Below are 21,681 nucleotides of genomic sequence, written 5' to 3' on the forward strand. Positions count from 1 at the left end.
CAAACATGCTTAACGCTTTGTTAGTCGATTCCGGGCAAATTACACCCGAATTGGGGGCAATCGGGGCGTTTACGAAGCATGGATAGCTTCTCCGACTACAGCCAAGCGTTTGATGCACCGGTTGAGCCCGTTGGCTCGGCCGGCGATGACGCGACGGTGGCGATCGGCACGGACGAGCGGCGCATGCACGTTCGCGCCTATAATTACTGGGTCTCGCTGCTGGACGGCCGCGACTATCCCTCGATCGAGGACCTCGATCCGGCGAACATCACCGATTTCGCGCAGAACAGCGTGCTGCTGGACTTCACGGGCGGACGCGACAATCCGGCGACGCCCTATATCGGAGCCGCGATCCGGTCCGAATGCGATCTAGGCGACGAAGTTGCCAGTATCGACCAGGTGCCGAGCCGCTCTCTGCTGTCACGCCTGACCGACCATTACATGCAGATCATCGCCAACCGCGCGCCGGTCGGCTTCGAGGCCGAGTTCGTCAACCAGCGTGGCCATTCGATATGCTACCGCGGCATCCTGATGCCCTTCTCGTCGGACGGCGACACCATCGATTTCATCTATGGCGTCATCAACTGGAAGGACGCCGGCGACGCGCCGGTCGAGTCGCCGGTGCTCGTGCCTGCCTTGGCTCCGCTGGAGCTGGAACAGGTCGACGAACTGGATGAGGAGATCGAGGACGAGGAGCCGCTTGAGCTCGACGAGCCGCAGGAGATTGAGGTCGAAGCCGAGGCGGGCCTCGCCGATCGCCTCTGGGCCGCCCGCGAAAGCGCCGAAATCTGCAAGCAAGCCGACGGCCGCAGCCGCGCAGCCCTCTATCGCACGCTTGCCATGGCCTACGACTTTGCAGTCGCGACCAAGCGCGTGCCGGACGAATATTCCGAAATCCTAGACGACGCCGGCGTGAAGGCTCAGGCCCGTGCGCCGATGACGCCGATCGTCAAGCTCGTCTTCGGCGTCGACTATGACAAGACACGCCTCACCGAATTCGCATCCGCGCTCAGCCATGCCGAGCGCTGCAAGGTCGAGTTCGGCGGCTTCCTCGATTTCGTCGAGCAGGCAGAGGGCGGCCTCAAGGGCCTCGTCGCTGCCGAGCGCAAGGCGCGCCGCCCCGATTTGCCGGTCGAGAACAAGTCGGAGATCGCCCGCTCGCACTTGCGCGCAGCTCGCGGAATTGCACTTTCGGAATTGCCGACCAACCAGGAATTTGCCCTCGTCGTCACGCGCCGCAATGCCGCCGGCGTGCACGAGGTCGTCGCATTGGTCACCGACGAATCCTTGCTCGACCGCGCGCTCCGCCGCACGGCCTAGCCTTTCCAAGCCTTGTTTCGGCCAAGGGGGCGGGTCTATAGGCCGCCGCCAATGACCCTCAAGGAAATGGCAAGACCTATGGCGGCCCAACCGGTCGTGGACGGATCGCTGATTAGCGCCGTTCGCGACGCCCTGATCAGCAACGCGCTCCCCGGCGAGCTCGATGGTTTCTCCCAGGAAGACCGCGACGAGGCGGCGGCTTTCGTCGTCGATGTCGGCGCCAAGCGGAAGGCCGGCGAGCTTGCCTTGCAGATGAAGTCGATCGGCGGCGAAGTCGGCAAGCGGCGCATGCGGCTTGCCATCGTCAACGACGACATGCCGTTCCTGGTCGACAGCGTCGCCGGCGCCATCGCGGGACGGGAGCTCGGCATCCACCGCCTGCTGCACCCGGTCGTCAAGGCCCAGCGTGACGACAAGGGCAATCTCATCGCCATTGGTGAGGGCCAGCCGGAATCGATCATCTACATCGAACTCGACCGCGCCGACGCCCGCCGCCGGCAGGAACTGGTCGAAGAGCTGCGCGCCGTGCTCACCAACGTCCGCCATGCCGTTGCCGACTGGCGCGAGATGCTGGCGTGCATGGAAGCCGATGCAGAAATCCTGGACGGCCCCGACGACGAGGGCGCGGCGCTGCTGCGCTGGCTCGCCGAGAATCACTTCACCTTGCTCGGCCATGCCGAGATCGACCGGACCGGTCACGCCCGCAGCTCGCTGGGTATCCTTCGCGGCCAGGACAATTTGTGGGATGAGCCCAAATCCAAGGCCGCCCTCGAGCATTTGAGCGGCAAGGAAGCGCCCGCGCTCCTGCTCAAGGCCGACCGGTTATCGCCGGTCCACCGCCGCGTGCCGCTGGACGTCGTCATGGTCCGCCGCCCTGACGGCTGCGTCTCGGTCCATTGCGGCTTGTGGACCAGCGCCGCCATGCGCGAGCCGGCCGAGCATGTGCCGGTCCTTCGTGGCCGGCTTGCGGCCCTCGACCGCGAGCTTGGCTATTCGCCCTCGAGCCACGGCGGCAAGGCGCTCGCCCACGCGATTTCGACGCTTCCGCACGACCTGCTGATCTCGTTCGACGAGCATGAGGTGCGCGACGCGGCCCTGACCGCAATGTCGCTGGCCGACCGGCCGCGGCCCAAGCTGTTGCTGCTCACGGGCGCGCTCCAGCGCCAGCTTTACGCGTTCGTCTGGTTGCCGCGCGAACAGCTGACCACTGCCCGGCGCCTGGCCATCAGCGACATGGTCGGCGAGGCGGTGGATGCGCCGCTCAGCAGTTGGTCGGTGGACGTCGGCGAGGATGAGCTGGCGCTTGCCCGCTTTACCTATAGCGTCGACACGACAACGAAGATTCCCGACGTTGAAGAACTCGACGCCCGCTTGGTCGAGATGGTCCGCGGCTGGGCGCCGGCGGTCGAGAACGAACTGGTCGACCAAGCCGGTTCGGGACGTGGCGCGCGCCTCGCCCTCACCTATCTCAATCTCCTGCCCGACGATTATCAGGCACGCACCAACGCCAGCGAGGCGGCGCAAGACATCGTCCGCCTCGGCGCGTTGGAAGGCCCGGACGACCGCGACGTCCGTCTCATTAGTTGCGACACCGAGGGCGACCTTCGCCTCAAAATCTATCGCTGCGGCGGATTCGTGCCCTTGTCAGATGCGGTGCCGGTACTCGAGAATTTCGGTTTCCGCGTGCTTGAGGAAATGCCGACGCGGGTCGGCAGCGACAATGTCGGTCACATCCACGACTTCGAGATCGACCTGCCGGAAGGTGTCGATTGCGAAGGCTCGTTGGAGCGCAACCAGACGGTCGAACGGGCCGTTGCGTCCGTGCTCCGCGGCGAGTCCGAGAACGATGACTTCAACAAGCTGATTCTCGCCGCCGACCTTTCCCCGCAGGCCGTCGTCTGGCTGCGCGCCTGGTTCCGCTATTTGCGCCAGACGGGCGTAACCTACGGCGTCGCCACGGTCGTCGACGCGCTTGGCCGCGCTCCGGCCGCGACCAAGGCGCTGATCGACATCTTCAGCGCCCTCCACGATCCGCAGCACCGGAACGGCCGCGAGCAATTGGTCCAGAAAGCCCGGGAGGCATTTGAAGACGCCCTGCGTGCCGTCAGTTCGATCGAGGACGATCGGATCCTCCGCCTGATGCGCGCCCTCGTCGAAGCGACCTTGCGCACCAATGCTTTTTCGCCCGCCAGCGCGCTCGCTTTGGCAATGAAGATCAACAGCTCCAAGGTGCCCGGCCTTCCGGCGCCGGTGCCGTGGCGCGAAATCTGGGTCTACAGCCCGCGCGTCGAGGGTATCCACTTGCGCTACGGGCCAATCGCTCGCGGCGGCCTGCGCTGGTCCGACCGGCGCGACGACTTCCGCACCGAAGTCCTCGGCCTGATGAAGGCGCAGGTGGTGAAGAATGCCGTCATCGTGCCGACGGGCGCCAAGGGCGGCTTCTATCCCAAACAGCTGCCGAGCCCTGCCAACCGCGATGCCTGGCTGACGGAAGGCACCGAAAGCTACAAGGTTTTCATCCGTTCGCTGCTCTCGATCACCGACAACATCCTCGAGGACAAGGTCGTCCATCCTGAGTCCGTCGTCATCCACGACGGCGACGACCCTTATTTCGTCGTTGCCGCTGACAAGGGCACCGCGACCTTCTCCGACGTTGCCAACGGCCTGGCGCTGGAGGGCAACTTCTGGCTTGGCGACGCCTTCGCCAGCGGCGGGTCCAATGGCTACGACCACAAGGCGATGGGCATCACCGCCAAGGGCGCCTGGGTTTCGGTCCAGCGCCACTTCCTGGAAATGGGCATCGACGTCCAGACCGACCCCGTTCGTGTCGTCGGCTGCGGCGACATGTCGGGCGACGTTTTCGGCAACGGCATGCTGCTCTCGCAGGCGATCAAGCTGGTCGCGGCCTTCGACCACCGCCACATCTTCATCGATCCTAATCCCGATCCGGCGGCGAGCTGGGCAGAGCGCAAGCGCATGTTCGAGCTGCCGCGCTCCAGCTGGGACGATTATGACCGCAGCGTCATGTCGAAGGGAGGGATGATCGTGCCGCGCTCGCAGAAGTCGATCACGCTGACCGAGGAAGCCCGTACGGCGCTCGGCATCGAGGCGACGGAAACCGATCCCACGACGCTGATCAGCGCGATCCTCAAGAGCGCCGTCGACCTTGTCTGGTTCGGCGGCATCGGCACCTACATCAAGGCTTCGACCCAGAGCCACGCCGACGTCGGCGACACCGGCAATGACGTGCTGCGCGTCGATGCCAACCAAGTGCGGGCACGGGTTATCGGCGAAGGCGCCAACCTTGCCATCACCCAGGCCGCGCGTATCGAATTCTCGGAGCATGGCGGCCGTATCAACACCGACTTCATCGACAATTCGGCCGGCGTCGATTGCTCGGACAATGAGGTGAACATCAAGATCCCGCTCAACCGCGAAATGCGCGAAGGGCGGCTCGAGGAAGGCAAGCGCAACGCCCTCCTCGAAAAGATGACCGACGAGGTCTCCGAACTCGTACTGGAAGACAATCGCCTGCAGAGCCTCGCACTATCTATCGCCGAAGCAGGCGGCGCCCAGGCGCTCCCCGCCTTGGTCCGCACCATCGAGATTCTCGAAGCAAGCGGCCGGCTCGATCGCAAGGTCGAAGGCCTGGCCTCGAGCGACGTGCTCCTGCGTCGCGGCATGGACGGGCGGGGCCTGACCCGGCCCGAGCTCGCCGTCATCCTGTCGATGTCGAAGATGTCGTTGCAGGAGGCGATCGAAAAGACACATCCGGCTCGCGATCCGATCCTCGAACCTCAGCTGTTCGCAGCCTTCCCGAAGCCGATGCAGAAGGCGCATGCCGACGCCATCCGCGCCCACCGCCTGCGCGATGAAATCCTCGGCACCAAAGTCGCCAACCGCATGGTCAACCGCCTCGGGCCCAGCATCTGCATGTTGCTGTCCGAGGAAGAGGGCGTGTCGCTTGGCCAGGTGGCGACGGCCTTCCTCGCGGCCGAAGAATTGCTTGACCTCCCCAAACTCTGGCATCGCATCGAGCAGGCCGAAATCCCGGAATCGCTCCGCATCGAACTATTCCAGGTCGCCGCGCGGTCGGTCCGCAGCCACGTCTCGGACATCCTGCGGTCGACGGGCGCGGAGACCACGGTCAGCGACCTCGTCAACCTGCTCGGCCCGGGCGTGAAGAAGGTTGCGGCGGCGGCCGCGCGACTGATCCGCTCCGAAGTTCGCAACGAGGCGGCCAGCCGCCACGAGCGCCTGATCAACCTCGGCGCCGACGAGGACATCGTCGACGGCCTGGTGCGGCTCTACGAGCTGGATGGCGTCATGGGCATCGCCGCCCTCGCCGCCCGCAAGCATTTCGACGAGCTGGATCTGACCAAGGCCTATGTCGTCCTTGGCGAGGCGCTTGGCCTCGACTGGGCGCAGCAGCAGGTGGCGCGCTTCGTGCCCGCCGACCCGTGGGAGCGCCTGCTGATCGCCGGGCTGGAACGCGACTTCGAGCAGCTTCGGATCGACTTCCTCGGCCGCTTGCGCGACCCGGATCTGGTCGCCTCGACGCAGCGCTGGATCGATCGCCATGCCTCGCGCATCGAGCAGTTCCGCCGGCTGGTCGTCCAGGCCCGGACCGCCGGTGCCGTGACCGCCGCCATGCTTGCGCAGATCGCCAGCCAGGCGCGGGTATTGCTCGGCCGCTGATCGAACAAGCCAAGTTGCCGCACGTCCTGATCCTGGTCCCGGATCCCCTGTATCCGGAGCCCTTCGCCTGGGCTTTCCACGTCGAGGCCGACGCGCTTCGGAATGGCGGGTTCGAGGTGACGGCGCGGCCGTGGACGGCGATCGGCGACCTGACGCCGTTTGACGCCGTGCTGCCGCTCGTCGCCTGGGGCTATCATGAACGCTACGATGAGTGGCTGGCGCTGCTCAACCGGATCGAGAGCGAGGGCGCCCGCTGCATCAACCCGCCGGCGATCCTGCGCTGGAACAGCGACAAGGCCTATCTCGCGGAAATGGACGCTGGCGGCGTCCCGACCGTCCACACCATCGCAGTCGATGCGCTGGACGAGCATGTCCTGCGCGAGGCACGTGACCGCTTCGGCTGCGAGCGGCTGGTGGTGAAGCCACCGATCTCCGCGTCGGCCACCGGCACCTTCCTGCTCGGGCCGAACGACCCGGTTCCGGGCGAGGCCGCCGGCCGCCGAATGCTGGTGCAGCCGTTCATGGCTTCGATCGCCAGCGGCGAATATTCGATCATGCTGTTCGACGGAGCGTTCAGCCACGCCATCGTCAAGAAACCCAAGGCCGGCGATTTCCGGGTACAGCCGCATTTGGGCGGTACCGAAGAACCCTGCGAAGCACCCGCCGGCGCCATCGATCTCGCCAAGGCCGCGCTCGCCGCTGCTCCCCCCGAGGCCGTCTACGCCCGCGTCGACATGGTTGCCGACGATGACGGACAATTGCGCATCATGGAGCTTGAGCTGATCGAGCCCTCGCTCTGGCTGCAACATGCGCCCGACAAGGGCGCCGCCTTCACCTCAGCCGTTCGCCGCGCGATCGAACAGCCATAAGCGCAGTGCGCTCGTCAGGTTCGGTGGGCTCGACGCCTCGATCCTGAGCGCATCGATCCGCGCTACCAGCGCATTGACCGGCACGTTGAGCTCTTTCGCCGTCCGCTCCAGCGCCTCCCAGAACATTGGCTCCAGGCTGATCGATGTCTCATGGCCGGCGATCGTCACCGACCGTTTGACCGGCCCTTCGAAGCGTTCCGGCCCCATCAATACATGTGCTGGCCGCCGTTGACCGACATGGTCGAGCCGGTGATGAAGCCGCCCTGTTCGTCAACGAGGAAGCCGACGGCGCGGGCGATCTCTTCGGCCTTGCCGAGACGCCCGACCGGAATCTTGGCGATGATCTTGGCCAGCACCTCTTCGGGCACCGCGGCGACCATGTCCGTGTCGATATAGCCCGGAGCGATCGCATTGACGGTGACGCCGTTACGCGCGCCTTCCTGCGCCAGCGCCTTGGTGAAGCCGTGGATGCCGGACTTGGCGGCGGCGTAATTGACCTGGCCATATTGCCCGGCCTGGCCGTTGATCGAGCCGATATTGACGATGCGGCCGTAGTTCCGGCCCTGCATGCCCTCGAACACCGCTTTCGCCATGTTGAAGCAGCCGCCGAGATTGGTGTCGATGACGTCCTGCCACTTCTGGTGGTCCATCCGCTTCATGGTCGTGTCGCGGGTGATACCTGCGTTATTGACGAGCACATCGACCGGGCCGAGGTCGGCTTCGACCTTCTTCACGCCCTCCTGGCAGGCATCGAAGTCGGACACGTCCCACTTGTAGGCGGCAATGCCGGTGCGCTCGGTGAACTCGCGCGCCCTTTCGTCATTGCCGGCGTAATTGGCCGCAACCTTCATCCCCATGTCTTTGAGGGCAACGCTGATCGCCTCGCCAATGCCTCGCGTGCCACCCGTGACAATCGCCACTCGTCCCATGAAGCCTCTCCCTGTCGTTGTATGCGGTTCGCTTATGCCCCCTCATGCCAGCCTGCAAGCTCGCGGCGGATCAGGGTTTCCAGCAGGCCCATGCCTTCCGGGCTGTCGTTCAGGCATTCGAGCAACGCGAACTTCTCGCCGCCCGAGGACAGGAAACTCTCGCGCCCGCGGATGCCGAGCTCTTCCAGAGTCTCCAGGCAATCGGCCGAGAATCCGGGAGCGGCAACCGCGATGCGTTTCACGCCCTTTCGCGGATAGGCCTCGATCGTTTCATCGGTCGCTGGCTCGAGCCATTTCGCTCGGCCAAAGCGCGACTGGAAGGTCACATCGACCGGCAAGCTGAGCTTTGCCGCCAGCAATCGCGCTGTCGTTTGGCAATGGTCGTAGTAGGGATCGCCGAGCTTGCGGGTTCTCTCCGGCATGCCGTGGAAGCTGAGCAGCAGCTTCTCCGGCTCAAAGTCGAGCGCCGCGAGCTGCCGTTCGATGTTGGCCTTCAGCGCACCGATATAGGCAGGGTCGTCATAATAGGGCGGCAAGGTGCGGATCGCCGGTTGCCAGCGCATCCCGCTCAAAATCTCGAAGGCCTTGTCGTTGGCCGTGGCGGTCGTCGCCGCGCAATATTGCGGGTAGAGCGGCGCCAGCAGAATCCGATCGCAGTCGTGCGCCAGCATTTCCCCGAGACCGTCGGCTATCGACGGCTGGCCGTAGCGCATGGCGTCGAGGATCATGATCTCATCGCCCAGGCGCGCCCGCAGCGCCGCCGCCTTGCGTTTGGTGATCGCCCGCAGCGGTGAGCCGTCCTCGGTCCAGACCTTGCTATAGGCCTCGGCGGATTTCCTTGGCCGGGTCCTGAGGATGACCCCGCGCAGCAACGGCTGCCAGGCAATCTGCGGAATCTCGACTACCCGGCGGTCCGACAGGAATTCGGCGAGATATTTCCGGACCGCCTTCGGCTCCGCGCTGTCCGGCGTGCCGAGGTTGATGAGGAGGACGCCGATGCCGTGCATCATGCCGCCATCAGGTCGAACGGCAGCTTGCGCAAGCGGCGTCCCGTTCCCGACGCCAGTGCATTGGCAACGGCGGCCGCACAGACCAGGTGGCCAAGCCCGCTGACCCCGCCCGCAGTCTCGCGGCTGCCGATCAATTCGATTTCGACCTTGGGAACCGGTGAGAGGCGCCTTAAGCCGAGCCCACCGAGAGGTCGCGCGACCGGCATGCCGGCGATGAACTCCGGCGCCGGTGTCGTCGCCAGATCGAGCGCATGCAGAAGTGAGCCTTCAACCTGCTGCCGGACGAGGTTGGGATTGACGATCCGGCCGCAATCGACGGCGGCGACCATCCTCTCGACCTGGATTTTCTGGTCAGGGCCAACGCCCGCCTGCACGAGGAGCGCGATGTGCGAGCCGAAGGCGGAGGACGCAGCCACGCCCATCGTGCTGCCCTTGCCGCCGCCGTCCCAGCCGCCGATCGCGGTCACCGCCGTCAGGCATTTTGCCAGCCGGACGCTGCCGCCCAACATGCCCATGCGAAAGACGAAGGGATCGGCGTTTAGCGCCCGCGCCATTTCATCGACGAAGCTCTCCGTCGCGAACCCGGCCAGCGCTTCCAGGCCGCCACGCATGTAGGCGGTCTCGAACGGCAATTCGGTGTTCGACCGCCCCACCCGGATCGACGGAATGGCATATGAAGGCACTGCGTTCTCGATCTTGGCGTTGCCGGCGACCGCAAGCCGCGCGCTCCACGCTTGCACCGCGCCATTGGGCGACGGCAATCCCGCCATCCTGGCCAGCAGCGGCGAGCGCGGACGGTCGTGATTCTGTGAGCCATTGGCGGACAGGGTCAGTTGCACCGGCTTGCCCGTCCGCTTCGCCAATTCGACGGCGATCGGGATGACGTCCGCCTGCATCGCTGCCCCGCCGCCATCACCGACCGGCATCGGATAGAGGGTGACAGCGCTTGGCTTCAGTCCCGCGGCGTCGGCCGCGGCGCGGTGCGCGGCGTCATAGTCCTGGACCGGCGCCCAGACCTCCAGCCTGCCATTCGCCAATCGCGCGGTGGCCGCCATCGGCTCGAGGCCGAGGTGCTGGCTCGGCGCAATGCGATAGGCCGCCCCAAGAGCGCGGGCCGAACCGACGGCCTTGTCGAAATCACCCTGATCGAAAATCGTCTCGAAGTCGGCCGCCTCGTCGGGCCGCGCGCCGCGGCCATGACCGCTGAAATGCGGCTGCCCCGCCTGCAGCGCCTTCTCTGCCGCCCACCAGGTCTCACCGATCGCGGCCAGCCAGCCCTTGGCCGCGATGACCTGTTGCGCGCCCGGCTGGCGCTCTGCAGCCGAACGCGAGAACGCCTTGAGCTCCCCGCCCGGCGGCGCGACCCGGACCGCTGCCAGCACCATGTTCGGCAAACGGACGTCCCCGGCGAAGCGCAGCGATCCATCGGATTTCGCCGGAAGGTCGAGCCGGGGGAGCGGCTGCCCGACCAGCCCGCCCGCACCCCAGGCCCGCACTTCGACATCGTCGCGGGCGCTGAGACCGGCGGCGGCAGCGGCAAGCTCGCCGATCGCCGCTCGTCTGTCCTCGTGGCTGACGAAGCCATTCCGGACAGTACATTCCGCCGCGGCCACGCCCCACTTCTTGGCGGCAGCCCTGACCAGGAGGTCGCGCGCCGTTGCGCCGGCCTGCCGCAGCGGGCCTTCGAAGGCACGGATCGATGTGGCGCCAGCCGTGACCCGGCCATCCAGCATGGCATTGCGATAGACGGGTGCGTCCGGGGCGGGCACGACCGCGACATTCTCCCAATCCGCGCCAAGTTCATCGGCCACCAGTTGCGCCAGGCCGGTCCAGATGCCCTGGCCCGTCTCCGCCTGCGGCACGGCAACGGTCACCTGTCCGTCGGTCGCGATCTTGAGATAATGGCCGAAGACCTTCTCGTCCTTGCCGGCGCTGAGCGCGCTGCCAAGCTCGCGCGGCCACAGGGAGAAGGCGACGACGAGGCCGATGCCGGCCCCGCCGCCGATCAGCATTGTGCGGCGGTCGATCGGCTTCAACGCGCGTACTTTTCCTTGAGCTCGACCCGGTCGATCTTGCCGGTGCCGAGGCGCGGCAGCGGTGCGGCGGAGAAGATCATCCGCGCCGGAATCTTGAAGGCGGCGAGCTTGCCGTGGAGGAAATCACGCAAGCTACCCTCGTCGAGCGACGCGCCGTCACGACTATGGAGCACGGCCACAGGCACCTCGCCCAGTCGTTCGTCGGGCGCTCCAAACACCGCCGCCTCGGCGATGTCAGGATTGGCGTAAAGCGCAGCCTCGACCTCGGCGGCACTAATGTTCTCGCCGCCACGAATGATGATGTCCTTCTTGCGGTCGACGATGAAGAGATAGCGATCCTCGTCGAGGTAACCGATGTCGCCAGTGCGCAGATAGCCGTCGGCGGTGAAGGCAGCGGCGGTCGCTTCCGGATTTCGCCAATAGCATTTGATGTTGGCGGCGGCGCGGATGCCGATTTCGCCGCGCTCGTTCGCCGGCAAATGCACGTCGCCAGCACCGAGGATGGCGACTTCGACAAACGGGATCTGCTCGCGGCCGGTCGAGGCCGGCTTGGCCGCGTAATTGCCCCAGAAATTGGCACAGCCGACCGCGTTGGTTTCGGTCAGGCCGTAGCCCAGCGCCGGCTGGGAGTTGGGGAATGTTTCCTGCAGCCGCCTTACGTGGCTGACCGGGCGCGGCGCTCCGCCGCCTGTGATGTCGGTCAGCGAGGACAAATCATACTTGTCGCGGTCGGGGTGGTTCATGAGTTCCAGGCTCATGGTCGGCACGCCGACGAAATAGGTGATATGCTCCTTTTCGATCAGCCGCAGCGCCTCGCCCGCATCCCATTTCGGCATGACCACCAGCCCGCGCCCCACGACGAAGCTGTTGAGTAGGACCGGTACCTCCCCGGTGACATGGAACAGGGGCACGCTGAGCAAGGTGCGCGGCGGCGCCGGATTCTTTCCCTGACTGAGCAGGATTTCCTTCAGCACGATCAGGCCCACCGAATAGGCATAGGTCCCGGTCGTCACTGCGCGGTGCGTCGAAAGCGCGCCCTTGGATTCGCCGGTCGATCCCGAGGTGAAAAGGATCGTCGCATCGTCCTCCGGCACGACTTCCGGAAGCTCCGCATTCTCGTCCGCGCCCTCAAGCAGCTCGGCCAATGCCTCGCCGAGCGGTCCCTCGATCGGCAGCGAGAGTGTCTCGATCTTTCCGCAACGCTCGGCCAGGCGTTTCGCGCGCGGCGGATCGGCGAGGATCAGGACCGGCTCGGTCAGCTCGACCGCATGCCGCATCTCCTCGGCTTCCCACCAGCCGTTGAGCAGGGTCGAAATGCCCCCAACCTTCAGGATCGCCATGTGACTGACGACCCAGGCCGGGCAGTTGCGCATGGCGATGCCGACGCGGTCGCCCTTGCGGATTCCGCGCGTCACCAAAGCCTTGGCAAGCCTGTCCGACCAATGGTCGAGATCGGCGAAAGTCAGCCGTTCGTCGCCGGCAACCATGGCTTCGACCTGGCCGTTCAATGCGCAGAAGGTCTTGAAGAAGACAGGCAGCGTCGCCGGGAAGTTGCCGACAATGGCGCGGCCCTCGGCGTCATGGTCGATGACGATGCGGCCTCCGGGTCCCGTAGCCTCGGCCAGCTTCTCGTCGAACTTCAGGTCGAGCTCAGTCCGCAAACCGCAACTCCTTTGCCTTTCGCTGGCACCACCTTATGAGGCGGCAAACCCAGGGGGAAGTGCATGGCGTTGCCTGTAGTGAATAATCAAGACGCGATTGCCTGGACCGACCTCCACCTCTCACCGGTGGCGCTCGACCTCGGCTTCTTCCAGCTGCGTTGGTACAGCCTCGCCTATCTCGCCGGAATCTTCGTCGGCTATTGGTATTTGCTGAAGCTGGTGAAGCAGCCCGGATCCCCCATGGCCCGCCGCCATGCCGACGACATGGTCTTCTATGCCGCGCTTGGCATCATCCTCGGCGGGCGCCTTGGTTACGTCCTATTCTACAACCTCGCCTGGTACATTCAGCACCCAGCCGACATCCTCAAACTCTGGGACGGCGGCATGTCGTTCCACGGCGGGGTCATCGGCACCACGCTCGGCATTCTCTATCTGTCATGGAAAGAGAAGCTGCCGTGGCTGCGCATGCACGATTATGTCGCTTGCTGCGTGCCCTTCGGCCTGTTCTTCGGCCGCATTGCCAATTTCGTGAACCACGAACTTTGGGGCGCGCCGGCCGGCTCCGGTGTCCCATGGGCGATCCGTTTTCCGGAGGTCATCGCCGGCCTGACGGTGCTCGGCCCACCGCGCCATCCGACCCAGCTCTATGAGGCAATTCTGGAGGGCGCCGTCCTGTTCGCGATCCTCGCCTGGATGTTCTGGAAGACCCAGGCCCGTTACGAACCGGGCAAGCTCGTCGGCGCCTTCATCTTCTTCTACGGCTGCTTCCGCTTCGGCATCGAGTTCGTCCGCGAACCGGACGCCCAGCTCGTCGAGTTCGCCCGGGCGACCCACCTGCACATGGGCCAGTGGCTGTCGCTGCCGATGATCCTTGGCGGTCTCTACCTGATGTTGACTGCCAAGGGGCGGCGGGTGCGGGTCGAGCCGACGGCGGGGTCGGCCAGCGTCGCGTGACGCCGCTCGAAAGAGCGCTACGGGAACGCATCGAGGCCGAGGGGCCGATTACGGTCGAGGCCTTCATGGAGGCCTGCAACGATTTTTATTACGCAACCCGCGACCCCTTGGGCGCGGCCGGCGACTTCACGACCGCGCCGGAAATCAGCCAGATGTTCGGAGAGTTGGTCGGCGCCTCCCTCGCGGATTGCTGGCATCGGTCGGGATCGTCTGCGCGTGCAATCTACGCCGAGATCGGCCCGGGCCGCGGAACCCTTGCGGCGGACGCACTGCGCGCCATGCGGAGCGCGGGCTTCGCCGGCGAAGCGCATCTGGTCGAAACCAGCCCGAAGCTGCGCGAGAAGCAGGCCAGCTCCGTCCCTCACGCCAGGTTTCACGACCGCGTGGAGCAGCTTCCCGGAGTGCCGCTATTGCTCGCCGCCAACGAGTTCCTCGACGCTTTGCCGGCCCGCCAGTGGATCGGCGATGAAGAGCGGAAGGTCGCGATTGCCAATGACCGGCTGAGCTTCACGCCGGACGGCGAAGTCCATGAGGATTCTCCCGCCCGGCGCGAGGCAGTCGCAGCCATCGCCCGCCACCTGGTCCGGAACGGCGGCGTTGCGCTGATCATCGACTATGGCCACGCCCGCACCGCGCCCGGCGACACGCTTCAGGCTGTCCGTCGCCATGAATACGCCGACCCGCTGGCCGATCCCGGCGAGCAGGACCTCACCTCCCATGTCGATTTCGAGGCGGTAGGGCACGCCGCGGAACAGGCCGGCGCGCTAGTCAGCACTCTGGTGACCCAGGGCGACTGGCTGCGCCATCTCGGCATCGAGCATCGTGCGCAAAGCCTCATTGCCAGCAACCCCGACAAGCGCCACGATGTCGAACAGGCACTGCATCGACTCTGTGGACGGGATGAGATGGGCGAGCTGTTCAAAGTCATGGCCATCCGGTCGCCGGATTGGCCCGAGCCGGCCGGGTTCGCGGCATGACCGTCACCTTCCGCTTGGCCGGCACCGACGACGCCCCCGCGCTTTCCAAGCTTGGCGCCGCGACCTTCACGGAGACCTTCGGCCACCTCTACGATCCGAGCGACCTCGCCACCTTCCTTCTCAACCATGACGAAGCAAATTGGCGGCAGGAGCTGGCCGATCCGGGCTTTGCCGTCCTGCTGGCCGTCGACGAGGATGGCGAGGCCGTGGGCTATGCCAAGGTCGGGCCGCCGCATCTGCCATTCGAGCCGCGCGGCGTCGCCGTCGAGCTTCGCCAGCTCTATTTGCTGGAGCCCTTCCAGGGGCAGGGCCTCGCTGACCAGATGATGCAATGGGTCATCGACGAGGCCGAGAAGCGCGGCGGCAACGACCTCTATCTTTCGGTGTTCACGGAGAACCACAAGGCGCGGAAATTCTACGAACGCTGGGGCTTCGTCGCCGAAGGGCGCTACGCCTTCATGGTCGGCAGCCATGCCGACGAGGACATCGTCATGCGGCGGCCGCTTTGAGCGGCGTTGAAGTCATTCGATCCTCAGCATTGAAAGGCGTCCCCCACGGCTTTCTCGGGCGTCGCGGAGGGGTGTCGCAAGGCGTGGTCGCCGGTCTCAACGTCGGTTGGGGGAGCGACGACGACCGCGCCGCAATCACCGAGAACCGCAGGCGGGCCGTTGAGTCCGTGCTGCCCGGCGCACGGCTGGTCACCGTCCATCAGGTGCACTCTTCTGATGTCGTCGAGGCAGGGGATTGGCCCGACGATGATCGTCCGCACGCCGATGCCCTGGTCACGAACAAGGCCGGCATTCTCCTCGGCATCCTCACCGCGGATTGCGCGCCGGTGCTTTACGTCGATCGTGAAGCCGGAGTGATTGGCGCCGCGCACAGCGGCTGGCGCGGCGCAGTTGCAGGCGTCAACGAGGCCACGGTCACCGCCATGGAAAGGCTGGGCGCTCGCCGCGACCGCATCGCTGCCGCCATCGGCCCCGCCATCGCCGCCCGCAACTACGAGGTCGACCACGGCTTCGAGGAGCGCTTCCTCTCGCTCGATCCCGCCAATGAGCGCTTCTTCACCGAAGGTCCTGCTGGCAAGCCGCATTTCGACCTCGAGGCCTATATCGTCGCGCGGCTGGCGGCTGCAGGCGTCCGCAAGGTCGAGGCACTCGGCCTCGACACCTACGCCGACAGCGACCGTTTCTACAGCTTCCGCCGCGCCACTCACCGCCGCGAGCCGGACTACGGGCGACAAGCCTCCCTTATAGGACTCCCCGCCTAATCGATTGGCGCTGCCCGCACGGACGCGCTAGAGCGCGCCGCGAACGGGAGATTAGAGTGTCCGACGAATTTGATCCGATGCCGTCCACCAAGCGGCCGCCGAAGCAGACCCCCACCACCATCGGCAACCACAAGCTGAAGCCAGCAACCCTGATGATGGGGTACGGCTTCGATCCGTCACTGTCGGAAGGATCGCTCAAGGCCCCGATCTTCCTCACCTCGACCTTCGTTTTCGAGAAGGCGGCCGACGGAAAGCGCTTCTTCGAGGGCATCACCGGCAAGCGGCCGGGCGGCGGCACTGCCGAGGGCCTGGTCTACTCCCGCTTCAACGGCCCCAACCAGGAAATCCTCGAGGATCGCCTGCAGATTTGGGAAGACGCGGAAGCTGCCCTCACCTTCTCCAGCGGCATGACCGCTATCTCCACCTTGCTGCTGGCGGTCGTCCGCCCGGGCGACGTCGTCGTTCATTCCGGCCCGCTCTATGCGGCGACGGAATCGATCATCGACAAGATCCTGCCGCAGTTCGGCGTGAAGTGGATCGACTTCCCCTCCGGCGCGACCCGCGAGGAGATTGACGAAGTCCTCGCCAAGGCGAAGGCGATGGGGCGCGTCTCGCTCGTCTATCTGGAAAGCCCGGCCAACCCGACAAATGCGCTGGTCGACGTCGAGGCGGTCCACGCCGCCCGCGCCGCCGCGTTCGCCGGCGAGGAACTGCCGCCGATCGCCATCGACAATACATTCCTGGGGCCACTCTGGGCGAAACCACTGGCGCAAGGAGCCGACGTCAGCGTCTACAGCCTGACCAAATATGCCGGCGGCCACAGCGACCTCGTCGCCGGCGCCCTCGTCGGCAGCCGGGCCGTGATAGACAAGGTTCGCTTCATGCGAAACACGATGGGCGGCATTTGCGACCCCAACACCGCCTGGATGCTGCTCCGTAGCCTTGAAACGCTGGAGCTACGCATGAGTCGTGCCGGCGAGAATGCCGAACGCGTCTGCGAATTCCTCCGCGACCATCCCAAGGTCGAAAAGGTCGGCTATCTCGGCTTCCTCGAGGAAGGCTCGCGCCAGGCCGACATCTACAAGCGCCACTGCACTGGCGCCGGATCGACCTTTTCGCTGTACCTCAAGGGGGGTGAGAAGGAGGCATTCGCCTTCCTCGACAATCTCTCGATCGCGCATCTGGCGGTCAGCTTGGGCGGCACAGAGACGCTGGCGAGCGCGCCCGCGGCCATGACGCATTTGTCCGTACCCGACGAGCGCAAGAAGCAGCTGGAAATCACCGACAACCTCGTCCGCATTTCGATCGGCGTTGAGGACCCGGACGACCTGATCGCCGACTTCGAGAACGCGTTGAGGGCGGTCTAAGACCAATCCTCGATGGCCCAGCCGCGCTCCGTCGCGAGCCGGCGGAGCTTGTCATGCGGGTTCACCGCGACAGCTTCGTCGGCCCATTCGAAGACCGGCGCGTCGCTGGCATGGTCGGAATAGAAGCGGACGTGGCCGCGCTTGAAACCGCTCTTGCCGAGCCAGTCGGTGACCATGCTAAGTTTGGCGGGACCGTAGCAATTCTCGCCGTCAATCTTCGCGTGCACACGCGCGTCGAGACCGATGATCGAGCCGGTACCGATGACGTCGTCGAAGCCGAGCTTGCGGCCGACGGCGTCGGCGTAAAGCGTGTAGCTGGCGGTCGCCATAACGACCCTGCGTCCTTCCGCCTTGTCCCGCGCGATAGCTTTCAGCGCGCCCGGCCGGATATTCCCGGCGACCGTCTTCTCGGCAAAGCCGTCCACCAGTGGCTTCAATTCATGCGGGTGGCGCTTGTGGCCCAGCAGCAGCCGGTGGTTGATTTCCTTAAGCCGCCCTCGGTCGATCAGCTTGGCGACGTAAGCCAGCATCGACAGGATCACGAACGGCAGGAGAAGCAGCCGCCACGGCGCCCGCTTCACCGCGCAATGCAGCAGGAAGGGCGTGTAAGTCGCGTGTCGCGTGATCGTCCGGTCCATGTCGTAGATGGCGAAATCGGTCATGCGCGGCGATCCAGGATGGCGGTCACCAGCTCATAGTCGCTCGGCTTGTCGACATCGACCGCGGCCAGCGGGTCCTCGAGCCGCACCGCCCGCAGGCTGACGCCCAGTTTCCGCCCCATGGCGTCGAGCGTCTGGTCGAGCGTCCGTAGGCGTAGCAAGCCAAGCAGTCCCGGCCAGCCAAGCGCCAGCAACAACCGCCAGCCTTTCTTGCGATCCTGCTCGACATCCCGCCACAAGGCGATTGCCTTCATCGCGTTCGCCGAGCCGAGCAGGAACAAATTGGCGCCGGTATATTTGCCGCGGCGGAAGCCGATCCAGGTGCGCCGGGTCTGCGGCAGCCGCTTCATCAGCGCGCTCCGTGTCACGACTCCCAAGGCAAGGTCCGCGCCCTCGCCCTCGGCGCAGAACTGGTCGACCATGGCTTCGTCGAGCAAGGCGTGATCGGCGGTCGTCACCAGCAGCGGCCAGCGCGTCCGCTCGTCGGTACAGATGTGCTCCAGCGTCTCAGCGATCGTCCCGCTCGAGGGTTCGATCGACCAGCGGCCGTCATCGAACAAGACCGGCGCGATCAGGTCGGGCTCCTGCGTCAGGATCCGTACGGCGCCGACATTCCTGCTCGCGAGCAACGCCTTCAGTGGCCGCAGCACCATGGCCTCGCCAAGAATGGGAATCAGTGCCTTCGCGTCGACCCCATAGCGCTTCGCGAACGGATCGCCGCCCGGCCGCGAGCCGGCAAGCAGCAGCGCCGTGACCTTGCTCACGACAGCCAGCTGACGACCTTGCCGCCGCGCTCGGTCAGCGCATTGGCCTGCGCCAGGCGGACGGCGTGGAAGATCAGTGACACGATCGTCCACAATGCGACCAACTCCAATCCCGTGTCGGGCTTTCCGCGGATCAGCGAGAAGACCAAAATCACCATGTTCGGGTTGCGGCGCGCGGTGATCAGCCGGAACTTGCTGTCGATCTTGCGCCAGACATGGATGTGCATGCCGTATTTGCGCATGAAAATGCCCTCGATCACGCGCTGGACGACATAGCCACCGACGATCGCGCAGATGATTAGCCATTCGTAGACCGGCTCGAAGGGGTCGGCCCGCGAATTGAGCCCGTTCGCCCAGGCCCACCACCAGAAGGGCGGGTGAACGAGGTCGAGGCCGTGGTCGAAGATATTGCCCCATTTCGACGACTGACCAGTGCAGCGCGCCAACTTCCCGTCGACCGTATCAAGCACCATGAAACCGAAGGCGGTGGCGACGCCCGACCAGTACAGGCCCTCCATCCACAGGAAGAAAGTAGCGATGCAAAGGATCGCGCCAATCAAGGTCACCTGGTTGGGCGTCATCCCCGCCTGGGCTGCCCAACGGGTCAGATAGAAGGCCGGCCTTCGCCACAAATAGAGCGTCAGGATATCGGTGACGCCCTTGTAGCTGGCGTCATAGGCTGCACGTTCCACCGGCTCCGGGTCGGCGGGATCGAGCGGCAGGACGAACGGCCGGTCGCGCTTGCGCAGCTCGGAATAGCTGAGTTCGGCGGTCTCGGCGTCGATTTTGTCGAGCCCCGTTCCGGTCCACGGCGAAGCGGATTCCATCGCCCGCTGCACCGGGCTTGAATCCTGTCCCGCAGGAACATGGGCCAGCACCGCCCGGTCGCCGATCATGAGGACATTATTCGGGTGGTGCTTGATCGCGGTCAGCCACACTGGGTCCCAGGCGAAGCCGAGGTCCGAAAGGATGACGGGCCGCGACGGATCGACCTCGCGCGAGCAATCCATGCCGGCCTTCTCGGCCAGCCGTTCGACGCGCGTTTCCGCGTCCAGCCCAAATACGCGGGCGGGGTTCTCGCCAACCGGAACGAGCAAAAAATCGGTGCGGACGGGTTCGGACGCCATTGTGGCAAGCGTATAAGGCACAAAGTTCGGCAGGAAAGTGGCAGTTTGGCTCGCATTGTCGCAAGCTATTGCCGCTGGCCGTTAATTCGCGCAGTGTCCGCCCCGCATGGCGACCAGGGGGTACAGGAAGGGCGACGAGCATTCTGACGAGCGCATCTATCGGTGCGTCGGCAGCCTGACGATCTCCCGCGCCGCCACCACCGAACGAGAAATCGAGCTCATGCCGGACGGCATGACCATCGATTTGTCGGGCGTGAACAAGATGGACACGGTTGGCGCCTGGCTGGTCTATCGGGCCACACGCGACCGGGGCGCCAGGGTCGAGGGCGCCAGCCCAGAGGCCGAAGGCCTGCTGGAGCAGGTCCGGCAGGCGGACGTGCCCGTCCGGGTCACTCCCGAAGAGGAAGGCACAGGGTTCAAGCGCGGCGTCTCCGAGCTCGGCGAATATGTCGTCGAAGCCGGCCAGATCCTGTTCGGCCTGCTAAACTTCTTCGGCGCGACCCTGATCGGCTTCTGGCAGGTCTTCAAGCGCCCGCAGCAGCGCTTCCGGATGAACGCGGTCGTCACCCGTTTCGACCTCGTCGGCGTCCGTGCGCTCGGTATCATCGGCCTGATGAGCTTCCTCATCGGCATCGTCATCGGCCAGCAGGGCGCCGTCCAGCTGCGCGCATTCGGTGCCGAAATCTATACGATCAACCTCATCGGCCGCATCACCGTCCGCGAGCTCGGCACGCTGATGACCGCGATCATGGTCGCCGGCCGCTCCGGCAGCGCCTTCGCCGCCCAGCTCGGCACGATGAAGCTGACCGAGGAAATCGACGCGATGCGCACCATCGGCGTCTCCCCGACCGAAGCGCTGGTCATCCCGCGCATGATGTCGGCCATCGTCATGATGCCGCTGCTCTCTTTCTACGCGATGATCATGACCATCCTCGGCGGCGGCATTTATTGCTGGATCGACCTCGAGATTCCGCCACTGACGTTTGTCCAAAGACTGCAGGAAGTCATTCCGATTACCGACGTCTGGGTCGGCCTCATCAAGGCCCCGGTGTTCGGCTTCGTCATCGCCCTGGTCGGCTGTTTCCAGGGCATGCTGGTCGAAGGCGATGCCGAGCAGGTCGGCCTGAGGACGACCAATGCCGTCGTCCAGGCGATCTTCCTGGTCATCGTCATCGATGCCGTCTTTGCGGTTTTCTTCAGCTCGATCGGCTGGATATGAGCGACACGTCGCCGATACTGCCGGAGGGTGCCAAGGTCGTCATCTGCATTCGCGGGCTGCGCAACGCCTTCGGTGAGGAAGGCGAGCAGCAGCAGGTCATCCACGACAAGCTCGACCTGGACGTCAAGCGCGGCGAGATCCTCGGCGTTGTCGGCGGATCGGGCACCGGCAAGTCGGTGCTGATGCGCTCCATCATCGGCCTGCAAACGCCGGAGGACGGCGAGATCGAGGTCCTTGGCGAGAATATGATTGGCCGCGAAGAGGACGAGGCGAAGAATATCCGCCGCCGTTGGGGCATCCTCTTTCAGAACGGTGCTCTGTTCTCGACGCTGACCGTCGCCGAAAATGTCGAAGTGCCCTTGCGCGAATATTTCCACTTGAGCCCGACGCTGATGGACGAAATCGCGGGCTACAAGATCGCCATGGCCGGGCTTCCGGCCGACGCGGCCCCCAAATTCCCGTCGGAACTGTCGGGCGGCATGGTGAAGCGCGCCGGCCTCGCCCGGGCGCTTGCGCTCGACCCGGAACTTCTGTTCCTCGACGAGCCGACCGCCGGCCTCGACCCGATCGCGGCGCAGAATTTCGACGAGCTCATCCTCTCGCTCCGCGACAAGCTCGACCTCACCGTTTTCCTCATCACCCACGACCTCGATACGCTCTATGCGATCTGCGACCGCGTCGCGGTGCTGGCCGACAAGAAAGTGGTCGCGGTGGGAACGATTGAACAATTGCTGGCTTTGGACCATCCTTGGATTCAAGAATATTTTAACGGACCGCGCGGGCGCGCGGCCGCGGCGGCGTAAGGGGGCCCAGGACAAGAT

18 protein-coding genes are annotated in these 21,681 nt (G+C 65.3%); 10 read left to right on the top strand and 8 right to left on the bottom strand.

Translation table 11 applies throughout. The features are described 5' to 3' along the window. Positions 1-78: 78 nt before the first annotated feature. The 3 genes from LZ536_RS06630 (at position 79) to LZ536_RS06640 (ending at position 6,887) form a co-directional block, all read left to right on the top strand. Positions 79-1,320 (top strand): PAS domain-containing protein, encoded by a 1,242-nt coding sequence (locus LZ536_RS06630; RefSeq protein ID WP_249847603.1) that lies wholly within the window; start codon positions 79-81, stop codon positions 1,318-1,320. A gap of 78 nt (positions 1,321-1,398) precedes the next feature. After that, positions 1,399-6,018 (top strand): NAD-glutamate dehydrogenase, encoded by a 4,620-nt coding sequence (locus LZ536_RS06635; protein ID WP_249847605.1) that lies wholly within the window; start codon positions 1,399-1,401, stop codon positions 6,016-6,018. A gap of 14 nt (positions 6,019-6,032) precedes the next feature. Continuing rightward, a complete protein-coding gene (locus LZ536_RS06640) occupies positions 6,033-6,887 on the top strand; it encodes an ATP-grasp domain-containing protein (protein WP_249847607.1) in 855 nt (284 codons plus the stop codon). Here LZ536_RS06640 and LZ536_RS06645 read toward each other — a convergent pair. Genes LZ536_RS06645 through LZ536_RS06665 form a run of 5 tightly spaced genes read right to left on the bottom strand, consistent with a single transcriptional unit; the run spans position 6,855 to position 12,523 of the window. Next, positions 6,855-7,094, bottom strand: coding sequence for a ribbon-helix-helix domain-containing protein (locus tag LZ536_RS06645; RefSeq protein WP_249847609.1), 240 nt, complete (start codon positions 7,092-7,094; stop codon positions 6,855-6,857). The two genes, LZ536_RS06640 and LZ536_RS06645, sit on opposite strands and share 33 nt — an antisense overlap. Beyond that, a complete protein-coding gene (gene phbB / locus LZ536_RS06650; RefSeq protein ID WP_249847611.1) occupies positions 7,094-7,816 on the bottom strand; it encodes an acetoacetyl-CoA reductase in 723 nt (240 codons plus the stop codon). Before phbB ends, LZ536_RS06645 begins: the two co-directional genes overlap by 1 nt. A 32-nt stretch (positions 7,817-7,848) precedes the next feature. Beyond that, positions 7,849-8,826 carry a ferrochelatase gene (gene hemH, locus LZ536_RS06655; RefSeq protein WP_249847613.1) on the bottom strand — a complete coding sequence of 326 codons (978 nt, stop codon included), beginning with the start codon at positions 8,824-8,826 and terminating at the stop codon, positions 7,849-7,851. After that, complete coding sequence (locus tag LZ536_RS06660) at positions 8,823-10,862, bottom strand: molybdopterin cofactor-binding domain-containing protein (RefSeq protein ID WP_249847614.1); 2,040 nt, start codon at positions 10,860-10,862, stop codon at positions 8,823-8,825. The genes hemH and LZ536_RS06660 overlap by 4 nt, the downstream gene beginning before the upstream one ends. Continuing rightward, complete coding sequence (locus tag LZ536_RS06665; RefSeq protein ID WP_249847616.1) at positions 10,859-12,523, bottom strand: class I adenylate-forming enzyme family protein; 1,665 nt, start codon at positions 12,521-12,523, stop codon at positions 10,859-10,861. Before LZ536_RS06665 ends, LZ536_RS06660 begins: the two co-directional genes overlap by 4 nt. Positions 12,524-12,586: 63 nt before the next feature. On the opposite strand from LZ536_RS06665, the gene lgt reads away from it, so the two are divergent. From lgt to LZ536_RS06690, 5 genes are all read left to right on the top strand, one after another. Then, entirely contained in the window at positions 12,587-13,477 is an 891-nt protein-coding gene (gene lgt / locus LZ536_RS06670) for a prolipoprotein diacylglyceryl transferase (protein ID WP_431357917.1), read from the top strand. After that, positions 13,474-14,454 (top strand): class I SAM-dependent methyltransferase, encoded by a 981-nt coding sequence (locus tag LZ536_RS06675; RefSeq protein ID WP_431357918.1) that lies wholly within the window; start codon positions 13,474-13,476, stop codon positions 14,452-14,454. Before lgt ends, LZ536_RS06675 begins: the two co-directional genes overlap by 4 nt. Then, positions 14,451-14,963 (top strand): GNAT family N-acetyltransferase, encoded by a 513-nt coding sequence (locus LZ536_RS06680; RefSeq protein WP_249847620.1) that lies wholly within the window; start codon positions 14,451-14,453, stop codon positions 14,961-14,963. Before LZ536_RS06675 ends, LZ536_RS06680 begins: the two co-directional genes overlap by 4 nt. Further along, the gene (gene pgeF, locus LZ536_RS06685; protein WP_249847622.1) at positions 14,960-15,724 is read left to right on the top strand and encodes a peptidoglycan editing factor PgeF; all 765 of its coding nucleotides are present in this window, start codon (positions 14,960-14,962) and stop codon (positions 15,722-15,724) included. Before LZ536_RS06680 ends, pgeF begins: the two co-directional genes overlap by 4 nt. Before the next feature lie 77 nt (positions 15,725-15,801). Next, positions 15,802-17,091, top strand: coding sequence for a cystathionine gamma-synthase family protein (locus tag LZ536_RS06690; protein WP_249848574.1), 1,290 nt, complete (start codon positions 15,802-15,804; stop codon positions 17,089-17,091). Here the strand turns inward: LZ536_RS06690 and LZ536_RS06695 are convergent. The 3 genes from LZ536_RS06695 to LZ536_RS06705 are packed head-to-tail and all read right to left on the bottom strand — an operon-like array spanning position 17,088 to position 19,641. After that, the gene (locus LZ536_RS06695) at positions 17,088-17,753 is read right to left on the bottom strand and encodes an HAD family hydrolase (protein WP_249847634.1); all 666 of its coding nucleotides are present in this window, start codon (positions 17,751-17,753) and stop codon (positions 17,088-17,090) included. The two genes, LZ536_RS06690 and LZ536_RS06695, sit on opposite strands and share 4 nt — an antisense overlap. Further along, positions 17,750-18,514 carry an NTP transferase domain-containing protein gene (locus tag LZ536_RS06700; protein WP_249847635.1) on the bottom strand — a complete coding sequence of 255 codons (765 nt, stop codon included), beginning with the start codon at positions 18,512-18,514 and terminating at the stop codon, positions 17,750-17,752. Before LZ536_RS06700 ends, LZ536_RS06695 begins: the two co-directional genes overlap by 4 nt. Then, positions 18,511-19,641: a CDP-alcohol phosphatidyltransferase family protein gene (locus LZ536_RS06705; RefSeq protein WP_249847636.1), complete on the bottom strand. Its 1,131-nt coding sequence runs from the start codon at positions 19,639-19,641 to the stop codon at positions 18,511-18,513. The genes LZ536_RS06700 and LZ536_RS06705 overlap by 4 nt, the downstream gene beginning before the upstream one ends. Before the next feature lie 106 nt (positions 19,642-19,747). Here LZ536_RS06705 and LZ536_RS06710 point away from each other — a divergent pair, with 106 nt between their 5' ends. Further along, positions 19,748-20,860 (top strand): MlaE family ABC transporter permease, encoded by a 1,113-nt coding sequence (locus LZ536_RS06710; RefSeq protein ID WP_249847638.1) that lies wholly within the window; start codon positions 19,748-19,750, stop codon positions 20,858-20,860. After that, positions 20,857-21,663 carry an ABC transporter ATP-binding protein gene (locus LZ536_RS06715; RefSeq protein WP_249847640.1) on the top strand — a complete coding sequence of 269 codons (807 nt, stop codon included), beginning with the start codon at positions 20,857-20,859 and terminating at the stop codon, positions 21,661-21,663. The genes LZ536_RS06710 and LZ536_RS06715 overlap by 4 nt, the downstream gene beginning before the upstream one ends. Positions 21,664-21,681: the final 18 nt, after the last annotated feature.

This window comes from Sphingomonas alba, from assembly GCF_023516555.1.
GTDB lineage: Bacteria > Pseudomonadota > Alphaproteobacteria > Sphingomonadales > Sphingomonadaceae > Sphingomicrobium > Sphingomicrobium album.